The sequence below is a fragment of the Marinobacter sp. 3-2 genome, assembly GCF_003751355.1.
Classification (GTDB): domain Bacteria; phylum Pseudomonadota; class Gammaproteobacteria; order Pseudomonadales; family Oleiphilaceae; genus Marinobacter; species Marinobacter adhaerens.
This window is the reverse complement of the sequence record NZ_RJUQ01000011.1, coordinates 933,022-958,922: the sequence shown is the minus strand read 5'-3', so window position 1 is coordinate 958,922 and position 25,901 is coordinate 933,022. Positions and strand designations below refer to the sequence as shown.

Sequence of the window (25,901 nt, the reverse complement as noted above, 5' to 3'; positions counted from 1 at the left end):
CCTGATGACATACGCCCGAAATCGGTTTAGATACCAGCAGCATCCTTCAGGGCCGCGGCGCGATCGGTCTTTTCCCACGGGAAGGCGGTAAAGGTTTTGCCGCCGACCGTCATTTCATAGGGGTCGCGACCGAAGTGGCCGTAGGCGGCCGTTGCCCGATACATCGGATGCAGCAGGTCAAGCATGTTGGTAATCGCATACGGGCGCAGATCGAAGTTCTGGCGTACCAGCTCAATGATCTTGTCGTCGCTGATCTTGCCGGTTCCGAATGTGTTCAGGGAGATCGACGTCGGTTGGGCCACGCCGATGGCGTAGGACACCTGGATCTCGCACTTGTCGGCCAGGCCGGCGGCGACGATGTTCTTGGCTACGTAACGGCCGGCGTAAGCGGCAGAGCGGTCAACTTTGGACGGATCCTTGCCCGAGAACGCACCGCCACCGTGGCGTGCCATTCCGCCGTAGGTGTCGACAATGATCTTGCGGCCGGTCAGGCCACAGTCACCAACGGGGCCACCGATCACGAACTTGCCAGTCGGGTTGATGTGGAACTGGGTGTCCTTGTGCAGGAGCTCAGGCGGCAAGGCGTGCTTGACGATCAGTTCCATCACCGCTTCTTTCAGGTCTTCCTGGGTCACGTCCTCATCGTGCTGGGTGGACAGAACTACCGCGTCGATACCGGCAACTCGGCCGTTTTCGTAGCGGCAGGTCACCTGGCTCTTGGCGTCCGGGCGCAGCCACGGCAGCAGGCCGCTTTTGCGGGCCTCGGCCTGGCGCTGCACCAGACGGTGAGAGAAAGTGATCGGCGCCGGCATGAGTACGTCGGTTTCGTTGCTGGCATAGCCGAACATCAGGCCCTGATCGCCGGCACCCTGGTCTTCAGGCTTCTGGCGATCAACGCCCTGGGCGATATCGACGGACTGCTTGCCGATAATGTTGATGATGCCGCAGGTGTCGCCGTCGTAGCCCACTTTCGAGGAGGTGTAGCCAATGTCCTTGATGACACCGCGCACCAGGTCTTCCAGATCCACCCAGGCGCTGGTGGTGATCTCACCGCCAACGATGGCCACACCGGTTTTTACCATGGTCTCGCAGGCAACGCGGGCATGGGGGTCGTCGGTCAGGATGGCGTCCAGCACGGCATCAGAGATCTGGTCTGCCAGTTTGTCCGGATGGCCTTCAGAGACCGATTCGGAAGTGAAGATGTTGTAGTCAGCCATAGCGCATGCTCCTCTGTGAGCGATTCAAATTCAGGCCGGTAAGCGGTTTTCTTAAAGCGCTTTCCGGTATCCGGTTTGTTGGTCTGTGTGAGGATACGTAAAACTACGTATTCGTATATCAAAATTTGTTGATATTGCGATCCAGGTCGTCAAATCTGACCGCTGTGTTTCCAGAATTCCCGGACCTGGATCTGGAACCCGTTCCGCAAGCCGATAAACAGCTGTTCTCCGGCAACCAGGCCGGCGTCCGCGGCCCAGGTGGTAAGCTCTTCCGGCTCAAACCCGAGCCAGAGATCACCGCAGTTTGCTTTTGCCCAGTCCTGGTCGTGACTGCACAGGTCGCTGATTACGAAGCAGCCGCCGTTGTTCATCAACGCCGCGGCATCGAGGAAGATGTCAGCGGGGCTGGGCACGTGATGCAGAACCATATTCGCAACGACCAGGTCGAAGGCGTCGCCCCTTGCCAGCAGGGTGTCGGTAACACCTTCTATCAGGTCGATGTTGTTCAGCCGTTCGTCAATGCAGGTGCGGGTGGCCTTGGCCAGCATGTCCCGGCTGTTATCCAGGGCAACCACATGCCCACAAAGCTCTGCCAGAACCGGCAGGAAGGCACCCTCGCCGGGGCCGATTTCCAGTGCGGCCTGCCATTGATGCTTGCGGGACCGTTTTCGGATCATTTCCGCGACCGGCTCTGCGTAAAGATCAAAAGCGGCGATCAGTTCCTGCTGCTCGCGGAACTGCTCCGCATGCCGGGCGAAGAAAGCCTGGGACTGGTCTGCGCGCTGTGTGCGGATGGCCTCAATGCGCTCCTGCAGATGTGGTGGCAGTGGCACCCGGTCTACCGCTTCAAATATCTGCCGGATGGTCTGGTCGGTTGGCTTGTCGCTGTCCAGGTGCAGTGGGCGACGATAGAAAATCGCATTGCCTTCACGCTGGGGCTCAAGCAGACCAGCCTTGTTCATTACCTTCAGATGGTGACTCATGCCGGACTGGCGCATATCAAACAACTGGCTCAGCTCCAGAACTCCGAACGTATCCCGTCTCAACACACGCAGAATCTCCAGGCGCAACGGATCCCCGCCTGCTTTGAAGATCGGGGCCAGTGCGTCCACGGAGGACAGGTTATCGGCGTGTGTGTTCATGGATGTCATGGAAACGAAGTGTAGGGGGCTTCGGGTGGTCAATCAATAGGCATATCAAAAAATTTTGATATAGATTTATCGTTCTTTGAAATCAGACCTTTCGGAAATCCACAGGCAAACAATCGTGAAACAGGCACATGCCGATTTGCCCCGGCACACACTAATCGGCGAAAATACGCGCCTCATTTTGATCGCCCTTTAATCACTACGAATTCTTTTCCTGCAAAACACTGGAGAAACGTCAATGCCGTCTCGTAAAGATCTCGCCAACGCCATTCGCGCGCTGAGCATGGATGCGGTTCAGAAAGCCAAGTCCGGCCACCCGGGTGCGCCCATGGGTATGGCGGATATCGCCGAGGTACTGTGGAACGATTACCTGAGCCACAACCCGGCCAACCCTCAGTGGGCCAACCGGGACCGCTTCGTGTTGTCCAACGGTCACGGCTCCATGCTGCAGTATTCCCTGCTGCACCTGAGCGGTTACGACGTTTCCATCGACGACATCAAGAATTTCCGTCAGCTGCACTCAAAGACGCCGGGCCATCCCGAATATGGCTACACCCCGGGCATTGAAACCACCACCGGCCCCCTCGGCCAAGGCATTGCCAACGCCGTTGGTTTCGCCATTGCCGAGAAGTCCCTGGCAGCGCAGTTCAACCGTCCGGGCCACGAGATTGTTGATCACTACACCTATGCGTTCCTCGGCGACGGCTGCCTCATGGAGGGTATCTCCCACGAAGTGGCATCCCTGGCAGGCACCCTGGGCCTCGGCAAGCTTGTGTTCTTCTACGACGACAACGGCATCTCCATCGATGGCGAAGTTGACGGCTGGTTTACTGATAACACCCCGCAGCGTTTCGAGTCCTACGGCTGGCAGGTGATTCCCGCAGTCGACGGCCACGACGCCGACGCTATTCGCGCCGCAATCGAAGCCGCTCGCGCCAACACCGAGCAGCCCACGCTGATCTGCTGCAAGACCATCATCGGCTTCGGTTCCCCGAACAAACAGGGCAAGGAAAGCTGTCACGGTGCCCCCCTGGGTGACGACGAAATCACCCTGACCCGCGAGCAGTTGGGCTGGCAGCATGGCCCGTTCGAAATCCCGGCCGACATTGCCAGTGCCTGGAATGCCCGTGAAAAAGGTGCTGCTGCCCAGTTCGAGTGGGAGCAGAAGTTTGCCGCCTACGAAAAGGCGGAGCCGGAACTGGCGGCTGAGTTCAAGCGCCGCATGGCTGGCGACCTGCCTGCCGACTTTGCCGAGAAGGCCCAGGCATACATCCAGGAGTGCCAGGACAAGGCCGAGACTGTGGCTTCCCGCAAGGCGTCCCAGAACACTCTGAACGCCTACGGCCCGCTGCTGCCGGAACTGATGGGCGGCTCTGCCGACCTGGCCGGCTCCAATCTGACGATCTGGTCTGGCTCCAAGGGGCTGACCAAGGAAGACGCCAGCGGTAACTACATCTACTACGGCGTTCGTGAATTCGGCATGGCCGCCATCATGAACGGGATTGCCCTGCACGGTGGTTTCGTACCCTACGGCGCAACCTTCCTGATCTTCATGGAATATTGCCGCAACGCCGTGCGCATGGCTGCGCTGATGAAGCAGCGTTCCATCTTCGTGTTCACCCACGACTCCATCGGCCTGGGCGAAGACGGCCCGACACACCAGCCGATCGAGCAGATGGCGAGCCTGCGTACCACGCCCAACATGAGCATGTGGCGTCCGGCGGATACTGTTGAATCCGCAGTGGCCTGGAAAGCAGCTCTTGAGCGCACCGATGGCCCGACCGCCATGGTCTTCTCCCGTCAGGGGTTGCCGGCACAGCCGCGCGATGCCCAACAGTTGGCGGACGTAGCCAAGGGCGCCTATATCCTGTCAGACAGCGAAGGCACGCCGGACCTGATCCTGATTGCCACCGGCTCCGAAGTCGGCCTGGCGCAGGATGCGGCTGGCCAGCTTCGTGATCAGGGCAAGAACGTGCGCGTGGTTTCCATGCCGTCCACGGACGTGTTCGATGCCCAGAGCGCCGAGTACAAGCAGCAGGTCCTGCCGCTGGATGTCACCAACCGCATCGCCATTGAAGCCGGCATTGCCGATTACTGGTACAAGTACGTTGGCCTGGACGGTCGCATCATCGGCATGACCACCTTCGGTGAGTCCGCGCCGGCCGGTGAGCTGTTCAAGGAATTCGGCTTCACCGTCGACAATGTTCTGGAAGTGGCTGCTGAGCTTCTGGACGCCTGATGACGGACTCTGCGCCTTTTCGTGTCGCCATCAACGGGTACGGCCGAATCGGCCAGTGCGTGTTGCGTGCGCTTTATGAAAACGGCTTCCGCGACCACCTGCAGGTGGTCGCGATCAACGAATTGTCGGATATCGACACCATTGCCCACCTGACCCGATACGATTCCACCCACGGGCGTTTCCAGGGTGACATTTCGGTTTCGGGTCAGGACCTGATGGTCAATGGCGATGCCATCCGCGTATTGAGTCACGCTGACCCGGCAGAGCTGCCCTGGCGCCTGCTTGATGTCGATCTGGTGCTGGAATGTTCCGGCGCCTTCTCGGATCGTGCTACGGCCGAGAAGCACATCGATTCCGGGGCCAGCCGCCTGCTTTTCTCGCAGCCGGCCGAGTCCGATGTGGACCGCACCGTTGTCTACGGGGTCAACCACGCCGATCTCACACCGGAAGATGTGATCGTTGCAGCCGCTTCCTGCACCACCAACTGCCTGGTGCCTGTGATCAAGGTACTGGACGACGCCTTTGGTGTGCAGCAGGGCAGTACCACCACGATTCACGCGGCCATGAATGACCAGCCGGTTATCGATGCCTACCACCACCAGGATTTGCGACGAACCCGCAGCGCCCTGCACAACATCGTTCCGGTGGAAACCGGTCTTGCGAAAGGTATTGAGCGGTTGTTGCCGAGCATGGAAGGCAAGTTCAGTTCGGTCGCCATGCGGGTTCCGACCATGAATGTCTCCGCCATCGACATGGTGGTGAATGTGGGCAAAGCCACCGACGTGGCAGCGGTGAACAGGCTGTTAAAAGAGGCCGCTTACGGCCCGTTAAAGAGCATACTCGGCTATACCGACGAACTGCTGGCCAGCTCCGACTTCAACCACGACGCCCATTCCGGCGTGGTGGATGGCGGCCAGACCCGGGTCACCGGGGGCACCATGGTGAAAGTGCTGTGTTGGTTCGATAATGAGTGGGGGTTCGCGAACCGGATGCTCGATGTCAGCAAAAGCTGGTTAACCAAACATTCTTAATCTGAAATTTTGTTGAAGGGACGAACGTTATGGCCATCAAGAGAATGACCGACCTTAACCTCGCCGGCAAGCGAGTGCTGATCCGCGAAGACCTGAACGTGCCGGTCAAGGACGGCAAAGTCTCCAGCGACGCACGCATTCGCGCGTCACTGCCCACCATCAAAGCGGCTAAAGACGCGGGCGCCAAAGTCATGCTGATGTCCCATCTGGGCCGTCCGGAAGAAGGCGTGTACGACGAAGCCTCCTCCATGAAGCCGGTCGCCGACCACCTGACCAAGGTGCTGGGCCAGGAAGTTCGCCTGATCAAGGACTACCTGGATGGCGTTGAAGTGGCCGATGGCGAAGTTGTCCTGTTTGAGAACGTGCGCTTCAACAAGGGCGAAAAGAAAGACAACGAAGACCTCGCGAAGAAGTACGCGGCTCTGTGCGATGTTTACGTGATGGACGCCTTCGGCACCGCCCATCGCGCCCAGGCCTCCACCCACGGCGTGGCCAGGTTTGCCCCCGAAGCCTGCGCAGGCCCGTTGCTGGCGGCCGAACTCGAAGCCCTGGGCAAAGCCCTGGATAACCCGGCCAAACCCGTGGTGGCCATCGTTGGCGGCTCCAAGGTCTCCACCAAACTGGACGTGCTCAACGCCCTTGAGAAGGTTTGCGACTCCATCATCGTGGGCGGCGGCATCGCCAACACCTTCCTGGCAGCGGCCGGTCACCCGGTGGGCAAGTCCTTGTGCGAGCACGACCTGATCGACACCGCCAAAGACATCGCCAGCCGCGTCAAAATCCCGCTGCCGGTCGACGTGGTGGTCGCCAGCGAGTTTGCCGAAACCGCCACCGCAACGGTCAAGAACATCTCCGACGTCACCGAGGACGACATGATTCTCGACGTGGGCCCGGAGACCGCGGGCGAATTCGCTGAACTGCTGAAAAACGCCAAAACCATCCTCTGGAACGGCCCGGTTGGCGTTTTTGAATTCGCCCAGTTCGGCAACGGCACCAAAGCACTTGCTCAGGCCATCGCCGATAGCGACGCCTTCTCCCTCGCCGGCGGTGGTGATACCGTCGCCGCCGTTGACAAGTACGGCGTTGCTGACAAAATCTCGTATATCTCCACCGGTGGTGGCGCCTTCCTGGAATTCGTAGAAGGCAAGACGCTCCCGGCAGTAGCGGTGCTGGAAGAACGCGGCGCGTAACGAGTTACTGAAAGAATCTAACTATCCCCAAAGTCCAAATGAAGGAGACGACCCATGGCCCTGATTTCGATGCGGCAAATGCTGGATCACGCCGCCGAGCATGGTTACGGTGTGCCAGCCTTTAACGTCAACAACCTGGAACAGATGCGCGCCATCATGGAAGCCGCGGACAAAACCGATTCGCCGGTGATTGTCCAGGCCTCCGCCGGTGCCCGTAAGTACGCCGGTGCGCCATTTCTGCGCCATCTGATCCTGGCAGCCATCGAAGAATTCCCGCACATCCCGGTGGTCATGCACCAGGACCATGGCACCAGTCCCTCCGTGTGCCAGCGCTCCATCCAGCTGGGCTTCAGCTCCGTGATGATGGACGGCTCCCTCGGTGAAGACGGTAAAACCCCCACCGACTACGAATACAACGTCGACGTTACCCGTCGCACCGTTGAAATGGCCCATGCCTGTGGTGTCTCCGTGGAAGGCGAGCTGGGTTGTCTGGGTTCTCTCGAAACCGGCCAGGCCGGTGAAGAAGACGGCATCGGTGCGGAAGGTACCCTGGATCACAGCCAGATGCTGACCGACCCGGAAGAAGCGGCGGACTTCGTCAAGAAAACCCACGTTGATGCCCTGGCCATCGCCATCGGCACCAGCCACGGCGCCTACAAGTTTACCCGTCCGCCCACAGGCGACATCCTGGCCATCGACCAGATAAAAGCCATCCACGCCCGCATCCCGGACACCCACCTGGTTATGCACGGCTCCAGCTCCGTACCCCAGGAGTGGCTGAAGATCATCAACGAATACGGTGGCGAGATTCCGGAAACCTATGGTGTGCCGGTCGAAGAAATCGTAGAGGGCATCAAGCACGGCGTGCGCAAGGTCAACATTGATACCGACCTGCGTCTTGCCAGCACTGGTGCCGTTCGTCGCTTCCTGGCTGAAAACCCGGCCGAGTTCGACCCGCGCAAATTCCTCAAGGAAACCATGAAGGCCATGACCGACGTGTGCATCGCACGCTACGAAGCCTTCGGTTGTGCCGGCAACGCCAGCAAGATCAAGCCGGTGAACCTTGAGCGCATGTTCGAGCGTTACGCCTCCGGTGAGCTGGATCCGAAAGTTAAGTAAGTTCTGTTATTCATTTGGGGCGGATCTCCGCCCCAAATGCCTGACCCACCTCAAGTACGAACGACCTTCCCCTTGTAATTTCCCCAATCTCATCAAATATAGTGGTTAGTAAGCGGGCATACGCCCAGCAGAATAACCAGTGGTGAGGATCCTGATGGACTTCAAAGACTATTACGCCGTACTCGGTGTGAGTGAGTCTGCCTCCGCCGAGGAGATAAAAAAAGCCTACCGAAAGCTGGCACGGAAATACCATCCGGATGTCAGTAAGGAAGAGGACGCCGACACCAAATTCAAGGAAGTGGGTGAAGCCTACGAAGTACTGAAAGATCCCGAGAAGCGCGCGGAGTACGACCAGCTGCGTAAATACGGCGCCAGGGCGGATGGTTCTTTCGAGCCGCCTCCGGGCTGGCAAAGCGGTGCCGGATTCGGTGGCGGAGGTTATACCGATGCCGACGCGCGCCAGTTCAGCGACTTCTTCGAGGAGATATTCGGAGGTGGTCGCCAGGGCGGTTTCTCCGGGGGCTACGGTGGTGGCGGTTTCCGCCAGAACATGAGAATGCGCGGTGAGGATGTGCATGCGAGGCTCGCCCTGTTCCTCGAAGAAGCGTTTCACGGCTGTGAAAAGCAGGTTTCTTTTGCGGTACATGAGGCCGATGAGCATGGCCGGGTGATGCCGCGGCAAAAGGCCCTGAAAGTGAAGATTCCCGCAGGCATGCGCGAGGGCCAGCATATTCGCCTCAAAGGCCAGGGGGCGCCGGGCGTTGGTGGCGGAGAACCAGGCGATCTGTTCATTGAAGTGGAGCTGGCACCCCATCCGCATTTCACGGTGGAGGGCCGGGACGTATTGGTCACGGTTCCGATCGCCCCCTGGGAAGCGGCTCTGGGAGCAACGGTGACCGTGCCAACGATTGGCTCAAAGGTGAATGTGAAGGTGCCGAAGGGCTCCACCAGTGGACGGAAGCTGCGCCTCAAGGGTAAGGGTTTCCCGGGCAAGCATCCGGGCGATCAGATTGTCATCCTGCAGATCGCCATGCCCGAGAAACACAGCCCCGAGGCCGAAAAGCTCTACGAGCAGCTGGCCGAGGCCGAGAAGCAATTCAATCCACGCAGCAAGCTTCACGTGTGAGCGGGAGTAAGGTATGAGCAAGAAAGATCATGTGCTGACGGTAGAGGTACTTGACCAGAGTGGCAGCACCTTCACCCTGCGTGAAATCTGCGAACGTGGCGAGTGCCACGCAGAGTTCGTTATCAAACTGGTCAATTTCGGCATCATCGCCCCGTTAGAAGATTTGCCCGAGACCGTTCATTGGCAGTTCGACATAGCGGCCCTCAGCCGGCTGCGCAAGGCCCAGAGACTGCAAAGGGATCTGAAAATGAATCTGCCGGGGCTGGCCATGTCGCTGGAACTGCTGGATGAAGTTGAAACCATGCGCAGGAAGGTCGCGCGCCTGGAACAGCGGCTGGCCCAGCTGTCTCCGGATCAGGGCACTGGCTGAGCGCTGAAAATCCTTTCGAGGGTGCCTTCATCGCGCATGTGGGCGATGGCCTGGTTGAAACGTTCCAGCTCGAAGATCACGGGTGATGCCTTGGACAGCCCTATATAAAACGGCAGGGCTTCGAAAGGGCCATCTGCGTAAGTAAGCCGCTGTCGCAAATCGGGGAATTCAACCATCGAAAATTCGGCTGCAGGTTTGTTGACCAGGAATACGTCTACACGTCCCAGGTCGAGGCGCCGGAGGTTGCTCAATATGTTCGGCGCCTCTTCAACCACAAGATCGAATTCATCAACGGCTTGGTTGAACCTTTCACCGTAGTTGAACCCGGCTGTTACACCGATACGAACACCCTTGAAGTCGGCAAAGTTTTCAAAGCTGTGATCGAAACGCCTGTTTGCCTGGTGCCAGACCAGGTTTTTGTCTTCATGAACAGAATCGGTAAACGTTAGGTAGGCTGCCCGCTCATCGTTCCGGGTCAGAAGCATGACGCCGTCGTAGTCGCCGGTTTCTGCCCACAAGAGACAACGTTTCCACGGTAACAGCTTTAGCTGAAAGTCGACGTCCAGCCTTTCTCCGAGTTCCTTGAATAACTCGACGGCAATACCGCCCTCGGGCACAGAGTCAATCTCTCCCAGTGTGTAGGGGGCCCAGGGATCTTCGCAGAACCTGAGCTGCGCGCGCCGCTCCGCCGAAGCGGACTGGGCGAAAAACATCAGGGCTGAAAACGTTAACAGGAACCCTGTAAAGACACCCGGGAGAACTTTCATGCTTATGCCAATTTGCCAGTTGCGCTTCCGATGACAAATTGTAGAACCTGGTGGGCTTCTGTGCCGCTGTTATTTTTCCTGTGAAGAAAGCTGTTGTATCTCGGCATAGATTTTCTCGGCCTCCTCCATGAGGGTTCCATGGGTCCGCAGGTCGCCGTTGCGCTGTGCGTCCAGTGCTTTGGCAAGTTTCGCCTCGTATTGTTTCTGCAGCTTTTTCTTCGGATCGCCTTTCAAAAATCCCAGCATGGTAATAAACCTGTTTTGGCTGAACGTTCAAAGATTTACGTTTTCCACCCCATAAAGTTCACAAAATTTTCATGATCAAAAACTGGACAACTCCAGAAAATGGGAATAAATTCCCAAATAACGGGTTGGGAAAAATATCCCAATTTATGGTTGGGTGGTTAAGCGTGGTCGCCCGCGGACGCAATATCAAGCCTGGAGAAGAACGATGAATCACAAACCTTTAGCAATTGCAGTGAAGTTGGCCATGACCGGCGCTCTTGCTGGCGCGCTCGCCGCTTGCGGAGGCGGCGGCTCTGGAGACGCCTCAACAAGTGATGCCTCATCGGGGACCAGTGTCGGGGCGGTTTCCGGTTTCGGCAGTGTTTACGTGAACGGTACACGCTTTGAGACCAACGGCAGCGTTAGCAGCGACGATGGCCTGGAACGCGAGGATCAGCTCGAAAAGGGCATGATCCTCAAAGTTGAGGGCGATTGGGATGACAGTGGTCAGGGGCGGGCGGACAAAGTCAGTTATGACGATACCCTGCGCGGGCCGATTTCCGGCATGACTTGGGATGAGGTTACCCGCACCGGAACTCTGACCATGCTTGGCCAGAGCATTGCCCTGGATGGCAAAACCGTCTTCCGCGGCGCAACACCAACGGCCCTTGCCGGCAATCCCCAGGGCTATCGTGTAAGGGTCAGCGCCTGGCGCCTTGAGGATGGCAGCTTTCGGGCAAGCTTTGTTGGTGCCCGGGCCATTGGCCTGGAATTCGATGACAACAACGAAGTAGAAATCGAAGGCGTTGTTGCCGATCTGGACACAAGCGCCCAGACCTTCACCATCAACGGTTTTCTGGTTGATTACGCCAGCGCTGTCGGCGATGACGGCTTCTCCCTGGACGATCTGGCAAACGGAATCGTGGTGGAAGTGGAAGGCTACCTGGACGGCAACACCATCATGGCCGAGGAGATCGATGATGAGGACGACCTCTTCGACGATGATGACGATGTAGAAATCTCCGGAAGCATTTATGACTATGACGCCGCCAGTGGTCAGTTCTCGGTGAATGGGGTGCGCGTCCAGATTGATGGTGGCACGTCGTTCGACGATCTCCGCGAAAGCAGCCTTGCCGATGGCCTGTTTGTGAAAGTGGAAGGGGATTTCCGCAATGGCGTCCTGGTGGCTGAAGAAATCGAAGGCCGGGATTCCGATGCCGAGCTGGATGGTCGCATCGAGTCTCTTGATCTGACCAATGAAACCATGGTCGTCAGTGGCGTTCGGGTCCAGCTGACCGGCAATACTCTGATTGATGACGACGACGATGACGAAGATGACCGTCGCAGTCGCGTCCAGGATATCCAGAGCCTGCAGGTGGGAGACTATCTCGAAATTGAGGGTCGCCAGCGCAGCAGTGACGGAGGGTTCCTGGAAGCCATCAGCATTGAGCGCGAGGATGATGACGAGGATGACGATTTCGAACTCGAAGCACGGGTAGATTCGATCGGTGTCGACTCCATCACCATTATGAATCTTGAGGTGCTTCGCAATGGCTACAGCCTGTCCGGCGTTCAGGTTGGTGATGAAGTCGAAATCGGGTACCGCCAGACCAGTGGCGGCCTGTATGAGCTGACCGAGAACGTCGAGGTCGACGACAGCGATGATTGATCAGTGAACCGCCGGAGCGGGCCGTGGTGTTGTCGGCCCGCATTCTGGCTTTCGAAGTCGCTATGGGAATACAATCCCAAACATGAAAAAGCCCAACCCCCTGCATCAAGCGCTGTTTCGCATTCTGCGCCCTCTGGCGAGGTTGCTGTTGCGCAATGGTATTCCTTTCGGAGAGTTCTCCGAGCTGGTTAAACGTGCCTACGTGGAAGCCGCCCTGGAGGACTTCACCGACAACCGGCGAAAGCCCACGGACTCACGGGCTGCAGTCATGACCGGGCTGACCCGAAAGGAAGTCAAACGCCAGCGGGAGATCCTGGCAGGGGAGGATGCTGGGAGCCGCGACGTGCTCCATACCAACCGGGCGTCCCGGGTGGTATCGGGCTGGGTCCACGATGCGGTGTTTCAGGCCAAGGACGGAGAGCCTGCCATGCTGGCTTTCGACGGGCCTGCAAGCTTCAGTGAGCTGGTCAAACGCTACAGCGGCGACATGCCGCCCCGTTCCGTGCTGGATGAACTGCTTCGGGTGGGGGTGGTTTCCGTGGAGGGGGAATCTGGCCGCCTGGTCCTGCAGCAAAGGGCCTTTGTCCCGGCCGGAGATAGCGAGGAAATGCTGCAGATTTTCGGTGAGGACGTATCGGATCTCATCGCAACCATTGATCACAATCTGGTCAGTGACGAGTCCGGGCAGCCACCGCTGTTCCAGCGAACCCTGACCTACAACAATATCCCTCCGGAAGTGATGGAGCGCTGGCGCAGGCACGCAGCCGAACGGTCCCAGTCTCTTCTGGAAGAACTGGACAAGTGGCTTGGTCCCCATGATCGGGATATATCCGGTCAAGAGACTGAAAGTGTATCCGGTGAGCCCGTCCGAACCGGCGTGAGCATCTTCTTCTTCGAAGAGCCCGCCGGAAACGGCGGCCGGGGTGGGGAATAAAAAAGTTTCCGCAGGCGCTTTAAAGAAGCGATATGACAGATGCCGGCCAGGAACGCCGGCTACGGAGATAAAAGTTATGAAACGGCACTTCTGCAATCGTGTTATTGGGCTGGCAGCCGGAACAGTGGTCTTCGGGGCGATCTCCGCCTGCGGTGGCGCTGGCGGAGGTCTTGATGTTGCCGATGGTGGTATCCGGGGCACCGGGTCCAGCGTTGGTCCGGTTTCCGGATTCGGAAGTGTTTTTGTTAATGGCGTTGAATTCAGCACCGATGACATTCCGAATCGGGAAGTGGAAAGCAATGACGGCATCACTGCCGAAGGCCTTCTGAGCGAAGGAATGATTCTCAGGGTTGAAGGCGAGTGGTTTGATGATGGCAAAGGCACGGCCGAGAAGCTCAGTTACGACGATACATTGCGGGGTCCGGTAGACCTGGTGACTGCCGATCCAAGTGGTGCCGGTGAATTCGTGACCCTTTCAGTGATGGGGCAATCCGTGCGGGTTGATCGCCAGACGGTGGTTCGCGGCACAACTTACGCCACACTGCTTGGCGAACCCTCTATCACAGATCATGTCCGTGTCAGCGCCTGGCGTCAGGCCGATGGCTCCTATCGGGCCGGCTACATTGAGGTCATCAATCCGGATCTGACTAGTATCGAGTTGGAAGGCACATTGTCAGCGGTGGATATATCCCAGAATCAATTCACGATTGGCACGATCACCGTTGAATATGATGAGAACAGCGTCAGTTTTGGATCAGACCTGACCGAGGCGAACCTGATCAACGGCGCTGTCCTGGAGGTAGAAGGAACCCTGTCAGGAAGCGTGGTGACTGCCGCTACCATTGACCGGGACGACGCCCGACGCTTCAGTCGCAGCAGTGCTGACGATATCGAGTTCACCGCGACAATTGATGCGCCCTATACCGCTTCCGGTATCAGCTCACGCCCGGGAGAGTTTACGATGGGAGGTCTGACCGTTCGGGTGACAGATGCAACCGAACTGGATGACAGCATTACTCTCGACGAGCTTACCGAAGGGCTCCTGATACAGGTGGAAGGGCAGTTCGTCTCGGATACGGTTGTTGAAGCGGAAGAAATTGAACTCCGGGACGGCAATGCGAAAGTGAAGGGAGTAGTTTCTTCCTCTGCTGACAACTCTTTCCTAGTCGGCGGTGTTGAAGTTCGGATTTCGTCGACGACTGCCTTCACTGTCGAAGACGGCTCTGGTATCTCATTCCAGACCCTCCCCATTGGTTCGACCACAGTGGAGGTCGAGGGCATTGAGAAAGAGCAGGGTGCAGATGTATTTATCGAAGCTTTGAAGGTGGAGGTTGATGACGAAATTGCAGATTTCGATGATCGAGATCTTTACGAGCTTGAAGGAAAGCTTACGAGCATCACTCCGAGCACCATCAAGGTTCTCGGTGTATCGATCGATGCCGGACCAGCGGTTTACGACAGTAATACTCAAAGTGAAATTATTGATCGTTTTGATGATGGCGAGCTTTTGATTCTCGAAGTTGAATATTCGAGGAACGGGAACAACTTCATCGCCGACGAAATCGATCTGGAAGAAAGCGATGACGATTAACTACAAAACCCGTACATAAATGCGGCCCACTCCGGCCCGGGTTTTGCTATACATACGGACACGCCAAGCAGGGACGCTGTTGCCGACTGTGCAGGATGCATGAAGCACACATGCTAGCGGAGTCCGTATGTCACTCAGTTTTATCCGGCGGCTGATTTCTAGCCGCCTTCTCCGACCGGTTTTTGTTGTTCTGGTCGTTGCCGGTCTGGTTCAGGTCCTGGTCAGCCAGTGGCTGATTTCCAGCCAGGTAGAGCGCCTGGTAGACACCGCAGGGGCCGCCCTTGAGGCCAGCAGCCAGCAGGTCAGTGCCTCCTTCGGGGACACCCGCGAGGATGTTCGAACTCGCCTGGAGACCATGCGGCAGAAGACCACCGAGGAACTCTCCGCCGAACTCACCCGCCAGCAGACGGCGCAGCAGGAACGCGTTGCCGGCAACGTTCGCACTGCTGTCATGGCGGAAGCCCAGGGTCTGGCTGATGTCCTCGCCGCTGTTGCGGCCCCGCTGATCTGGGATCGGGATGTCCCGCGCCTCACCGATCTTGTCGAACTGGCCGACGCCCGTGAATCGGTTCTGTTTGCCGTGTATTACGACCAGTACGGTGAACGCCTGACCCGTTATGTGGACCGCACCGATGACCGGGTGCGCACCTTAATGGAGCAGGGGGAAGGTCGTGGTGCGGCAAATCGGGTCCTGGATGCGGCAAGTCGCGATCCCAACGTGGTCATCATTACTGCCGATATCGCTCCCCAGGGTTCCGCCATTGGTCAGCTGAAGCTGGGACTGTCGCTCGAAGGCATCAATCAGGACTTGGCGGCTCTGGAGCAGGAATTCAGCGCTACCATAACCGGCAGCATCGACGCGCTGCATGACACCCTCGAAGCAGAAACCGAGCAGGTTAACCAGCGCCTCCAGCAGCAGTTGGCGAGTATGGACGCTGACACTCGCTCCAGAATCCAGAACACTGTGGAGGCGTTGAATACCGAAGCCTCGAGCCTCTCCGCCAATTTGAGCATGTTGGCAATCGGTTCCGTGGTGGTTCTGATCCTGCTGGTGGCACTGGTGCTCGGCGGAGGCTTGCTGCCCAGAGTTTTCCGTTTGAGCTCGGCGATCTGGGGTATCGCCGATGGCGAGGCCGATCTTACCCGCCGGGTGTCCATGAAAGGCAAGGATGAGCTTACTGAGATGGCCGAGGGCGTGAACCGGTTCATTGCCCGTATCCAGGAGCTGGTCTCCGACGTGAAAGAGTCTGCCGAATCGGCCGCCGGCCAGGCCCAGGCTCAGGGTGACATCAGCCGCAGTGCGGTGGCGGCCGTGAACCGTCAGGAACAGGAAGTGGCGGAGGTGTCCGGCACCATGGATGCCATGTCCCGTAGTATTTCCGAGGTGGCAGAAAACATTCAGGATATCGCAGGCTCGGTCAGCAACGTCAGTTCCGAGAGTGAGGCCACCGCGGGGATTTCCCGGGAAGTGCGGAACCGGTTGGATCAGGTAGTCCGTAATGTTGAACAGGCGGTGGAAGCGGTCAATCAGCTGGACCACCAGAGCAAGGAAATCGGATCGGTGCTGTCGGTGATCGGCGCCATCGCAGAGCAGACCAACCTGCTGGCTCTCAACGCCGCCATCGAGGCCGCTCGCGCCGGAGAATCCGGCCGGGGCTTTGCCGTGGTGGCCGATGAGGTCCGCACTCTGGCGAGCCGGACCCAGGAATCCACCACTGAAATCCAGTCCATCATTGAACGTCTGCAGCAGGGCAGCCGGCAGGCGGTCAGCGCCATTGGCGAGGTGTCAGGGCAAGTTGCGGAGTCGTCGTCGGAGTTCCGTCGGGCTGACGAGCATTTCGACCGGATCAACCAGTTGCTCAGCAGCCTTCAGGATCGGGCCATGGCTATTTCATCCGTGGCGGAAGAGCAGGGCCGGCATGCCAGTGAGGTCAGCGTGAGCGTGAGCGATATTGCAGGCTCATCCCGCCAGACGGTAGAAGCCATTGAGCGCTCCGACGAGGCCAGCGGCCAGATTGCCCGGACACTGACCTCGTTGAAGGACAAAGCCTCTCAGTTCCAGGTCTAGTGCCCCGGGGATAGCAGGCGTTCCCGGGCGCTTCTGTATTCGTCGGTCAGACGGCTCACCAGGTCCGGGACGGTGAGCACGTCGTGGATCTGGCTGACGCCCTGGCCGGCCGACCACACGGTTTTCCAGGCCTTGGCTTCATCATCAATGGGCTTCAGTTTTTCGCCGTAGTTGATCTCGCCGGCCTGGTTAAGTTTGTCCATGGGGAAGCCGGCCGCTTCCAGGCTTTGGCGCATAAAGCTGGCGGGCACACCGGATACCGCCGGGGTATGAATTATGTCGCCTGACACCGCTTCAATGATCATGTTCCGGTAGGCCTCATCGGCCTCGGACTCGAAGGTGTTGATAAAGCGGGTGCCCAGGTAGGCCAGGTCCGCACCGAGGGCCTGGGCCGCCAGCAGATCCTCACCATGGGACAGCCCCCCGGCCAGCAAAATCGTGCCGTCAAAGACTTCCCGGATTTCATGCACCAGAACGAACGGGTTGATCGTGCCCGCATGGCCACCGGCACCCGCTGCCACGGCAATAATGCCGTCCACACCGGCTTCGGCCGCCTTGCGGGCATGCTTCTGGTTGGTCACGTCATGGAACACCACCCCGCCGTAGCTGTGCACCGCCTCCACCACCTGGCTGGCGGCACCCAGTGAGGTGATGATGATGGGCACCTTGTGTTTAACACACAGTTCCAGGTCTGCCTGCCAGCGCGGATTGGTCCGGTGCACGATCAGGTTCACGGCGTAGGGCGCCGTTTTTGCTTCCGGATTGGCGCTTCGGTAAGCGGCCAGCTCTTCGTTCATCTGGATCAGCCATTCCTCAAAGCCCTCGCTGGTGCGTTGGTTCAAAGCCGGGAAACTGCCAACGATGCCCTGCTTGCAGCAGGCCAGCGCCAGTTCGGGCCCGGAGATCAGAAACATGGGTGCGGCCACCAGGGGCAGTGAGAGAGAGTCTGTCAGGGAAGCGGGCAATGGCATGAGGATTCCTTAATTTTTGTTGGAACTTTTGTAGGATATAAAGGATCTTAGCGTGCCACGCTCGATCTGAAAACGGTCGCGAGCTAATTAATTCCGGAAACCAGAAACACAATAAGGAGTCCCTCCATGGGTGAAGCAAAACGTCGCAAGGAAACCGGTGCGCCGCCGCCCCAAAAAGGAAAATCAAACAAGCTTTTGTATGCGGGTATCGGACTGCTTGCGCTTGCGGCAGTGCTTCTTGGCGTATTTTTCCTGACCGCTCCACCAAAACCCACGTCTGACGGGCTGCCTGTGGCCGCTCCGAATGCCGAGGACTTCCCCGCCCAGTTGGACCAGTTCGGTGTCTCCGTGGGTCCCGACGACGCACCGGTCGTGGTGCGTGAGTTTGCCGACTATCAATGCCCCGCCTGCGGCAACTTTGCCTCTGCCAGCAAGCAGTTGAAGGAAGAGTATGTGGCTGAGGGCAAGGTTCGCTTTGTCTACTTTGATCTGCCATTACAGCAGCATCAGAACGCCATGCCAGCCGCCCAGGCAGCACGCTGTGCCGGAGACCAGGACGCCTACTGGGCCATGCACGAACGCCTGTACGATTCCCAGACCGAGTGGAGCGGCTCGAACGATCCGGTTGCCACCTTTACCCGCTACGCCGGTGATCTGGGCCTTGAAGAGCGGCGCTTCCGCCGGTGCATGACCACCGAATTGCACCGGGAAGCTGTCGAGCAGAGCCGCCAGGTGGCCATGCAACTGAGAGTCACCAGTACACCAACGGTTCTGGTGGATAACATCCGCCTGACTCGTCCCGGCTGGGGACAGCTCTCTGCCGTAGTTGAACGTGAACTGGCCAACGGGGCGGAGTGACCTGTTGAGCCACGGGTAACCCCGCACTTGATCGTGAGCCTGAGTTGGTTAAAATTTGCGCCCTCTCAGGCTCCCGCCTCAGATGAACCCCGAAACCATGCTCCGGATTTACGGTCCGGCCCGCAGGAGAATATGATGAGCAATAACGTTGTTGTCTGCGCACTGTACAAGTTCGCAGTCCTGAACGATTACAAATCCCTCCGCCAGCCGCTGCTGGATCTGATGCTTGATAAAGACGTGCATGGCACTTTGCTGCTGGCGCGCGAAGGCATCAACGGCACTATTGCCGGCAGCCGCGAAGGCATTGATGCCGTGAAAGCCTGGATCGCCAGCGACGAGCGGTTCGACGGCATTGATTACAAAGAGTCCTTTGTGGACATCCAGCCGTTCAAACGCACCAAAGTGAAGCTCAAGAAAGAGATCGTCACCATGGGTGTGGACGGTATCGATCCGAAGCGGATTGTTGGCACGTATGTGGATCCAAAAGAGTGGAACGATCTGATTTCCGATCCGGACGTGGTGCTGGTGGATACCCGCAACCAGTACGAAGTGGAAATCGGCACCTTCAGGAATGCCGTAAATCCGGCCACGGATACCTTCCGGGAGTTCCCGGAATACGTGAAGCAGAACCTGGATCCTTCGAAGCACAAGAAGGTGGCTATGTTCTGCACAGGCGGTATCCGTTGCGAGAAATCCACCGCCTATCTCAAGGAGCAGGGTTTCGAAGAGGTTTATCACCTCAAGGGCGGCATTCTGAAATACCTGGAAGAGGTACCGGAAGAGCAGAGCCTGTGGCACGGAGAGTGCTTTGTTTTTGATGACCGGGTAACGGTTAACCACCGGCTGGAGCGTGGCGATTACGACCAGTGCCATGCCTGCCGCAGGCCGATTACCGAAGAAGACAAGCAGCGCCCCGAATATGAGCAGGGTGTGAGCTGCCATCAGTGCATTGATTCGCTGACCGAAGAGCAGAAAGCCCGGTTTGCCGAGCGTGAACGCCAGATGCGCCTGGCAGAGGAGCGGGGCGAAGCCCACGTGGGCGGGGAAGCCGCGCGCATCATTGCCGAGCGCAAGGCGCGGAAAAAGGCTGAAAGAGAACGTCAGGCCCGGAAAAGCCTGGATGGCGAGAGGGCGAGAAGCACCGACGGGGCCTGACCAACCCAGAAAGGAGACTTCATGGATTTACGACAGGCTGTAGCCATTACCGCAGTTGCTATCGCGCCCTTTGCCAGCGCGCAGGACGCCGATAACTGGAAGGGCGAAACCGAACTGGGTGTGTTGATTACCTCGGGCAATACCGAAGAGACCAACATCAAGGGGCGCCTGGGGTTGGTCCATGAAGTCGAAACCTGGCGCAACACCGGCGAATTCCGCACCAACTATTCCGAGACTGAAGACGAAACCACTGCCGAGAAATATCAGGCCGCCCTGGAGACCGACTACAAGTTCGCCGAGAACCAGTACTGGTTTCTCCGTGGCTCCTATGAGGATGACCGCTTCTCCGGTTACGATTTTGAATCGTCGGTAACCACGGGTTATGGCAACCGGGTCTGGAACTCTGGTGAGCGGTCCTTCCTCGACCTGTCAGCCGGTGTCGGTTATCGGTATAACAAGCTGGATATGGTGAATGCCGAAGGCGAGGACACCGAGGAAGAGGCCATCGCCCGCCTTGCTGGCCAGTTTGATTACGCCCTTTCGGAAAATTCCCTGTTCCGTCAGAAGCTCAGCACCGAAGTTGGCCTGGACGAAAACAACACGGTGACCGAATCGGAAACATCGCTGCAGGCGAACGTGGTGGGCAACCTCTCCATGAAGGCGGCTTTCCGGGTCAAGCACGTGTCTGACGCTCCGGCCGGCTCCGAAAACACCGACACCGAAACGTCACTCTCGCTGCTCTACGGTTTCTAGACGTTGTTTCTGAGTCCCAGCTCATCGGGATAAGGCGTCAGGTACTGCTGGGCATGCAGGTAATCCACCGGCTCCCTTCTCTGGGCCATACGCAGCAGCGTCATGGGAACCACCAGCGGTACCTCGCCACGATGGTAGGCCTCCATCTGCTCCATCAACACCTTGCGGTCTTCATCGCCCATGGAATCCCTGAGGTAGCCCATCAGATGCTGCATGGCGTTCATGTGTGAACCCCGGCTTACCTTCTTGCTCATGGCCTCCATGAACTGGTGGATATAGCGTTCAGCAATGTCTTCCAACGGCTCGGACTTCAGGTCTCCAAGCATCGGACCAAGCTGGCGGTAGATTTTTTCGGAGTGAGCCAGAAGCTGGAATTTGTGGCGGGTATGGAATTCAATCAGCGCCCTGGCCGAGAGCTTGTCTCCGGCCACGTTCTGCATCCAGTCGTCGTAGGCGAAAACCCTTTCAACGAAATTCTCCCGGATCATGTTGTCGTTCAGTCGGCCTTCCTCTTCCACCGGCATCAGCGGGTAGGCCTTCAGCAGCGCCTCGGCAAACATGCCCCGGCCATCCCGGCGGGTTACATTGCCATCCTCGTTATGTACCTTGATCCGCTCCATGCCACAGCTGGGGGACTTGGCCATCAGGATGTAACCACGAAGGTCTGCCAGGGTAGGCATCACCTGTTCGATAAAGCCCTGCATGGCGTCGGTGTGGTCCGCCGCGCCCTTGGTCTCGATCAGGCGCAGGCCATCACTGTATTCGCGCAGGTGGATCGCCGGGCGCGGAACGCCCAGGCCCGCTTCCAGCTCCGGGCAGATGGAGCGGAAATCAAAGTGTCTCGAGAGCACTTGGGTGCAGTAGCGGGAATGCTTATGGCCGCCATCATGGCGAACTTCCTTGCCCAGCAGGCAGGTGCTGATTCCGACGGGGATGCCGCTCACGTTAGTCTCCGATAATTAACCAGGTCAGATAGCTAAAACTATCTTTGTAATACGTGAATTCAGTCTAGCCCGATCAGGCCGCTGCGGAAAACTGTAACCCCACCTATTCAGGATGGATTATCGAGCCTTTTCGTTTCTTCGCGGCCATGGCGAGTGTGGTGGCGTAGATTGTGCGAACGTCTTGGGCGAACTGCTCTACGGAGTAGTCCCTGGCAAATTCCAGGGCCTGTTCGGAGAGTTTTTCGCGCAGCTCGTCGTCTTCCAGAAGTTTTTTGACCTGCGCCCGCCACTGGTCCTGTTTTTCCGGCGTCTTGAAGCCGTTGAACCCGTGTCGGACCACGTCTTCAATACCGCTGGAGCGAACCGCTACGACCGGCAAACCGGCAGCCATAGCCTCCAGAATCACCATGCCCTGGGTTTCGGAGATGGAGGCGAACAGGAAGGCATCCCCCAGTCGGTACCAGGTGGCCATTTCGTCCGGCGGCACGGCACCAACAAGGGTGAAGTGTTGTTGAAGTCCCAGGTCTTCGATCTTCTTCTGCAAGCGGTCCTTCTGGTGGCCATCGCCGATCATCAGGAACCGGAAGGGCACATCGGTTTCCCGCCGCAGGGCATCAATGGCCTCAATCATGAAGTCGATGTTTTTCTCGTTCGAAAGCCGGGAAACACTGACAAACACTTTCTCATTCTTGAGCTTCAGCTTCTCCCGGAGTTGCTCGACGTCCTTTTCCTGAACCTCCTGGAACTTGTGATATTCAATGCCGGTAGGCTGCACGAAGGTCGGTGTTTTAACCCCGATCATCCGCAGGTATTCCTCCGTGGAGTAGGTAGGCACGATCACACCGTCGCACTTGTTGGCAAAGCGTTTGATCAGCGCGTGGGAAATCAGGTTCCGGAACAGCATGCCGGGCAGCGGCACGAAGTGGGCGTAATGCTCCAGGCGGGTATGGTAGGTGTATATGGCCGGGATGTTCAGGGTGCGCGCCACGAACAGGCCCAGCGACCCCAGCCAGAACGGATGGTGCAGATGGATGATATCCGGCTTGAACGCCCGTACCCGTTTGCGAATCCGCCCGAGGAAAATATTGGCCAGCCGGAATTCCCGCTTCTCGCCCATGGCCAGTAGCGAGGGCACTCGCAAAACGTGGGATTCGGTTTCCGGCTGCCCCTTGTAGCGGGGCGCCACGACCAGCAGTTTATCGCCAAGCGCTTCCAGGCCCCGGCGCAGCCGTTCAATGGAAATGGGTACCCCACCGATGAACGGCAGGTAGTTGTTGGTAAACATGGCCACCCGCATCGGTTTGTCCAGCCAGGGCGAGGGGTCCAGGTCGTAGTCCGGGTAATAATCCTTGCCGATGAAAATGGCGCCGTACAGCTTGATCGCAATGGCCGCAAACACGGCGACGATCAGAATAAAGTTCAGATAACCGGTATAGAACAGCGAGTAGATAAAGAACCACAGGCTTTCCAGGCGCTTCAGGATCGGGTGCTGGCCCACTTCCAGCCGCTGGAGGCTGTGGCTTACCTCGCCGTCGGCGTCTACGTTCACCCGCACGTAGTGATAGAAGCTGGTGTCATTGTTCATCACCAGCCCACCGGCACCGCCGGTCGTCACAAACGTGGTCTCGCCTACCTGCTCCTCGGCATAGAGCGAAAGATTGGCGGAAAATACCCGGTCAACGCCATGGTCCCTGATTGCCGCCAGCAGGGCATCCCGGAACTCGGGGGGCGCAAGGTAATCGTCCTTCTGATCAAACGGGGCATTCTCGTCCGGATGGAGGGGAGGGTGGCCAATAAACAGTATCCGTGCCCGGGAGGTGTCCTGGGCCAACAGGTCTTTCAGCCAGCGGATCTGCCAGCGCCAGGGTGTTTTGCCGGTGCTGTCCAGGAAAATCAGCCGGCTGTTGCCGGCCTCGATACTGAAGAAGTGCGGGCCGAAGTGATCGTAGAATCGGAAACTGCCAAAATCCTCGTACTCGTGGGCGCCGAAGGTAAGCAGATAGGGGATCTCCAGGTGGCTCAGAGTGCCGTAGAGTGCGCGGTACTTGTCTTCGCCGCCACCACTGACAGCGTTCCCCGCCGAAACCAGAAAATCCAGCCCGGATCGATTCAGTTCCGGAATGATGCGGTCCTCGAAGATGCCCACCGAGTTATTGATATTGCCCACCACCGCAAAACTGAAGGGCTCGCCGGGTTCAAGTGCCTGATAAATCCGTTCTACCTGCTCGGTATGAACCCCCTCGAAATCCTCCGTGAACAGATTCAGGTAGGTTTTGTAGCCAACCAGCAGAAACACCACCAGAAGACAGAGGTAAAACAGCAGCTTGAGTGGGTTTCGGAAGATCATCCGGCTCTCCTGCGATTGGCAACAAGTTCCTTCTGTAGCACCACCAGCCCGATAATCATGCCCAGATAGATGGTCAGCAGACGCCAGCAGACGATGACCAGAATCAGGTGGTTTCCCGAGAGGATATCCCGGAAGAAGCTCCCGAAAACACCCTCCGAGATGCCTGAGGCGCCCGGCGTGGGCGAGAAGTACATCACGAAGGTGGTCACAACCAGCAGGCCCACGGACATCACATAGTCAACACTGTAGTCCAGGCTGTGCATCAGCAGCGCCGGGAAGCTGAACAGGCTAAGCAGAAACACGGCGGTGAACAGGATGGACAGCCAGACGAACACCGGCGCACCACGCAGGTAATCACCAAAACTCCGTGACAGCCGCAGCATTTCCCGGCGTGCCTTGAACTGCCAGCGCCGATGGCGGGATTCACTGATCAGATGGAGCCGACGCGCGGCCCTCAGCAGCCGGGTCAGGGGGCCGATCAGCCAGCGGGTCCGGAACAGCAGAACCAGGAAAAAGCCGAGGTACAACGCAATCAGAATTGCCAGAGCGGTGCCGATATCGCCAGTGATGGAATTACCGTCCAGGGGTTTGAGCGTGAGCAGGAATACGGGCGTCAGCGAAAATATGAACAGCACCGCCAGGATCGTCCGGATCGTGGTCGCAGCCGTCGCACGCCCAATCGGAACGCCATGGTGGCTCAGGAACCAGATCTGGGCGAAACCGCCCCCGGTGGCCATCGGCGTGATGTTGGAAAAGAACAGATTGATAAACACCAGCCGCACCATGGCCGGCAGGGGAATCCTGTGCCCCAGGGCTCTCAGCGTAAAATAGAGCCGAAGGCCATCCGAAATGAAATAAACCAGCAGAAGGCCAGCCACCGATAACAGAGTTCCCGGAGCGATCAGCCTGGTATCGAAGGTAAGGGTGCGTTCGGCGAACAGATGGTAAACGGTATACAGCCCGGCAGCGGTGAGTACCAGAAACAACAGACTGAACATCGCCAGTCTTTTTCCAGAAGCGCGCTTTGAATAGCTGATTTCAGTGGAGTCAGTCATGGGCTGCCCGTCAGAGTGAGACGGGCAGTTTACAGGGTAGGGTGTGGTCGGTGTCCAGTGTCGGGCTAGTGGCCATACACCATCATGGTGGTGTTGGTGATGGCGAAGTCCGTGAACTGAACACTGCCGATACTGGTACCGCCCATCTTGAAGACCGGCATATCAATATCCGCCCGGAACTCAACATCATGCACCGAAAGCCCATCGTTGCCCGAAGCGGCACTCGTGCCCCTGGAAAGCTTTGCAGTGGCACTGGCCATACCGAAATGGCCCAGCGTGTCATCGCCGCGCCGATTATGAATCTGAAGTCCTTCAATACCGACCGCGGCAAAGTTGAACAGCAGAATCACATCCGCAGCATCCCAGTTCAGACTGCCGTCGGTAATTTCGAAATGGGTATCCAGCTGCAGTTCAGAACCGGACACCTCGTTGCCGTTCGCCAGAGTGCGAGTGGAACTGCCCCCGTTACGAATCACCAGATCCGTCGGCCCGATATGCCCTTGCAGAATAACGTCCGAGAACAGCGTCGCCGAACCCTCGCTGCCTGAAGTGGTCACACTGTCCACCGCCAGCTCAAAATCCACCGCCTGCAGGTATTCATCCAGACTGGTTGGATCGCCATAATCGGTTGCACCGAGGTGCATCACCAGATCACCGCTATTGAACTGCTTGCCAAAAGAGCCCGCGACGGAATACTTCGCCAGAGCATCGGCCACATCCGGATTGGTTGGGTCCAACAACCCCGCATCGGCCCGCCGGGCAATCTCCGAAAACCCGTGCTCCAGCACCTCCCCATCGCCGGCAATATCGATCGTCAGCTTCATGTTATCCAGCACCGTATCGTTCTGCCCGGATAACCGCAGCCCGTTCACATTCAACGAACCCTCATCAATCCAGCTGAACCGATCAATGCTGAGCTTGGTCTCCAGCTCAATCGTCACACCTGCCTGCCCGGTCACACCCGACATCGCCCCATCGTCCAACGGCTTGAACTCCGCCATCGCTGGCAATGGCAGCGAGAGGGCGAGCACCCAGAGCGAGAGAGTGGAAGATGTGGTGTTTCGTCGACAGGCAAGTGACTGAGTCATGGTGGCCCCAAAAGTCTGGTTTATTGTTTTTTAGTG

The 25,901-nt window shown here is 58.1% G+C and carries 22 protein-coding genes; 13 read left to right on the top strand and 9 right to left on the bottom strand.

Annotation, left to right across the window (positions count from 1 at the left end; all coding sequences use genetic code 11):
* Window positions 1-26: 26 nt before the first annotated feature.
* Complete coding sequence (gene metK / locus EDB94_RS06320; protein WP_062781245.1) at window positions 27-1,217, bottom strand: methionine adenosyltransferase; 1,191 nt, start codon at window positions 1,215-1,217, stop codon at window positions 27-29.
* Between the two features lie 149 nt (window positions 1,218-1,366).
* Window positions 1,367-2,359 (bottom strand): metalloregulator ArsR/SmtB family transcription factor, encoded by a 993-nt coding sequence (locus EDB94_RS06315; protein ID WP_227499645.1) that lies wholly within the window; start codon window positions 2,357-2,359, stop codon window positions 1,367-1,369.
* 244 nt (window positions 2,360-2,603) lie between these two features.
* Here EDB94_RS06315 and tkt point away from each other — a divergent pair, with 244 nt between their 5' ends.
* The 6 genes from tkt (at window position 2,604) to EDB94_RS06285 (ending at window position 9,440) form a co-directional block, all read left to right on the top strand.
* Complete coding sequence (gene tkt, locus EDB94_RS06310) at window positions 2,604-4,604, top strand: transketolase (protein WP_108017802.1); 2,001 nt, start codon at window positions 2,604-2,606, stop codon at window positions 4,602-4,604.
* Window positions 4,604-5,635 carry a type I glyceraldehyde-3-phosphate dehydrogenase gene (gene gap / locus EDB94_RS06305; protein ID WP_108017801.1) on the top strand — a complete coding sequence of 344 codons (1,032 nt, stop codon included), beginning with the start codon at window positions 4,604-4,606 and terminating at the stop codon, window positions 5,633-5,635. The genes tkt and gap overlap by 1 nt, the downstream gene beginning before the upstream one ends.
* Before the next feature lie 29 nt (window positions 5,636-5,664).
* Window positions 5,665-6,825: a phosphoglycerate kinase gene (locus EDB94_RS06300; protein WP_108017800.1), complete on the top strand. Its 1,161-nt coding sequence runs from the start codon at window positions 5,665-5,667 to the stop codon at window positions 6,823-6,825.
* Between the two features lie 54 nt (window positions 6,826-6,879).
* Entirely contained in the window at window positions 6,880-7,944 is a 1,065-nt protein-coding gene (fba, locus tag EDB94_RS06295) for a class II fructose-bisphosphate aldolase (RefSeq protein ID WP_008175283.1), read from the top strand.
* Between the two features lie 154 nt (window positions 7,945-8,098).
* Complete coding sequence (locus tag EDB94_RS06290; RefSeq protein WP_108017799.1) at window positions 8,099-9,070, top strand: DnaJ C-terminal domain-containing protein; 972 nt, start codon at window positions 8,099-8,101, stop codon at window positions 9,068-9,070.
* A gap of 13 nt (window positions 9,071-9,083) precedes the next feature.
* Window positions 9,084-9,440, top strand: coding sequence for a chaperone modulator CbpM (locus EDB94_RS06285; RefSeq protein WP_108017798.1), 357 nt, complete (start codon window positions 9,084-9,086; stop codon window positions 9,438-9,440).
* Here the strand turns inward: EDB94_RS06285 and EDB94_RS06280 are convergent.
* Both EDB94_RS06280 and EDB94_RS06275 read right to left on the bottom strand, forming a co-directional pair.
* Window positions 9,425-10,207 (bottom strand): ABC transporter substrate-binding protein, encoded by a 783-nt coding sequence (locus EDB94_RS06280; RefSeq protein ID WP_108017797.1) that lies wholly within the window; start codon window positions 10,205-10,207, stop codon window positions 9,425-9,427. The two genes, EDB94_RS06285 and EDB94_RS06280, sit on opposite strands and share 16 nt — an antisense overlap.
* A 69-nt stretch (window positions 10,208-10,276) precedes the next feature.
* A complete protein-coding gene (locus EDB94_RS06275; RefSeq protein WP_108017796.1) occupies window positions 10,277-10,453 on the bottom strand; it encodes a DUF6435 family protein in 177 nt (58 codons plus the stop codon).
* A 205-nt stretch (window positions 10,454-10,658) separates the two neighbouring features.
* Here EDB94_RS06275 and EDB94_RS06270 point away from each other — a divergent pair, with 205 nt between their 5' ends.
* The 4 genes from EDB94_RS06270 to EDB94_RS06255 all read left to right on the top strand — a co-directional run bounded on the left by EDB94_RS06270 (window position 10,659) and on the right by EDB94_RS06255 (window position 16,694).
* Window positions 10,659-12,101 (top strand): DUF5666 domain-containing protein, encoded by a 1,443-nt coding sequence (locus tag EDB94_RS06270; protein ID WP_108017795.1) that lies wholly within the window; start codon window positions 10,659-10,661, stop codon window positions 12,099-12,101.
* An 82-nt stretch (window positions 12,102-12,183) separates the two neighbouring features.
* Window positions 12,184-13,035, top strand: coding sequence for a DUF6502 family protein (locus EDB94_RS06265; RefSeq protein WP_062781253.1), 852 nt, complete (start codon window positions 12,184-12,186; stop codon window positions 13,033-13,035).
* A gap of 76 nt (window positions 13,036-13,111) precedes the next feature.
* Complete coding sequence (locus tag EDB94_RS06260; protein ID WP_108017794.1) at window positions 13,112-14,626, top strand: DUF5666 domain-containing protein; 1,515 nt, start codon at window positions 13,112-13,114, stop codon at window positions 14,624-14,626.
* Between the two features lie 127 nt (window positions 14,627-14,753).
* Window positions 14,754-16,694 carry a methyl-accepting chemotaxis protein gene (locus EDB94_RS06255; RefSeq protein ID WP_108017793.1) on the top strand — a complete coding sequence of 647 codons (1,941 nt, stop codon included), beginning with the start codon at window positions 14,754-14,756 and terminating at the stop codon, window positions 16,692-16,694.
* Here the strand turns inward: EDB94_RS06255 and EDB94_RS06250 are convergent.
* Window positions 16,691-17,665 (bottom strand): nitronate monooxygenase family protein, encoded by a 975-nt coding sequence (locus EDB94_RS06250; protein ID WP_108017792.1) that lies wholly within the window; start codon window positions 17,663-17,665, stop codon window positions 16,691-16,693. The genes EDB94_RS06255 and EDB94_RS06250 overlap by 4 nt on opposite strands.
* Before the next feature lie 126 nt (window positions 17,666-17,791).
* On the opposite strand from EDB94_RS06250, the gene EDB94_RS06245 reads away from it, so the two are divergent.
* The 3 genes from EDB94_RS06245 (at window position 17,792) to EDB94_RS06235 (ending at window position 20,431) form a co-directional block, all read left to right on the top strand.
* The gene (locus tag EDB94_RS06245; RefSeq protein WP_053112916.1) at window positions 17,792-18,523 is read left to right on the top strand and encodes a thioredoxin domain-containing protein; all 732 of its coding nucleotides are present in this window, start codon (window positions 17,792-17,794) and stop codon (window positions 18,521-18,523) included.
* A 135-nt stretch (window positions 18,524-18,658) separates the two neighbouring features.
* A complete protein-coding gene (locus tag EDB94_RS06240) occupies window positions 18,659-19,678 on the top strand; it encodes a rhodanese-related sulfurtransferase (protein ID WP_108017791.1) in 1,020 nt (339 codons plus the stop codon).
* A gap of 21 nt (window positions 19,679-19,699) precedes the next feature.
* Entirely contained in the window at window positions 19,700-20,431 is a 732-nt protein-coding gene (locus EDB94_RS06235; RefSeq protein ID WP_108017790.1) for a YdiY family protein, read from the top strand.
* On the opposite strand, the gene EDB94_RS06230 is transcribed toward EDB94_RS06235, so the two are convergent.
* The 4 genes from EDB94_RS06230 to EDB94_RS06215 form a co-directional block, all read right to left on the bottom strand.
* Window positions 20,428-21,375 carry a DUF523 and DUF1722 domain-containing protein gene (locus EDB94_RS06230; RefSeq protein WP_108017789.1) on the bottom strand — a complete coding sequence of 316 codons (948 nt, stop codon included), beginning with the start codon at window positions 21,373-21,375 and terminating at the stop codon, window positions 20,428-20,430. The two genes, EDB94_RS06235 and EDB94_RS06230, sit on opposite strands and share 4 nt — an antisense overlap.
* Window positions 21,376-21,478: 103 nt before the next feature.
* The gene (locus tag EDB94_RS06225) at window positions 21,479-23,722 is read right to left on the bottom strand and encodes a glycosyltransferase (protein ID WP_108017788.1); all 2,244 of its coding nucleotides are present in this window, start codon (window positions 23,720-23,722) and stop codon (window positions 21,479-21,481) included.
* Complete coding sequence (locus EDB94_RS06220) at window positions 23,719-24,777, bottom strand: lysylphosphatidylglycerol synthase transmembrane domain-containing protein (RefSeq protein WP_108017787.1); 1,059 nt, start codon at window positions 24,775-24,777, stop codon at window positions 23,719-23,721. The genes EDB94_RS06225 and EDB94_RS06220 overlap by 4 nt, the downstream gene beginning before the upstream one ends.
* A 65-nt stretch (window positions 24,778-24,842) precedes the next feature.
* Window positions 24,843-25,865, bottom strand: a complete 1,023-nt coding sequence (locus EDB94_RS06215) for a DUF6160 family protein (protein WP_108017786.1) — start codon at window positions 25,863-25,865, stop codon at window positions 24,843-24,845.
* Window positions 25,866-25,901: the final 36 nt, after the last annotated feature.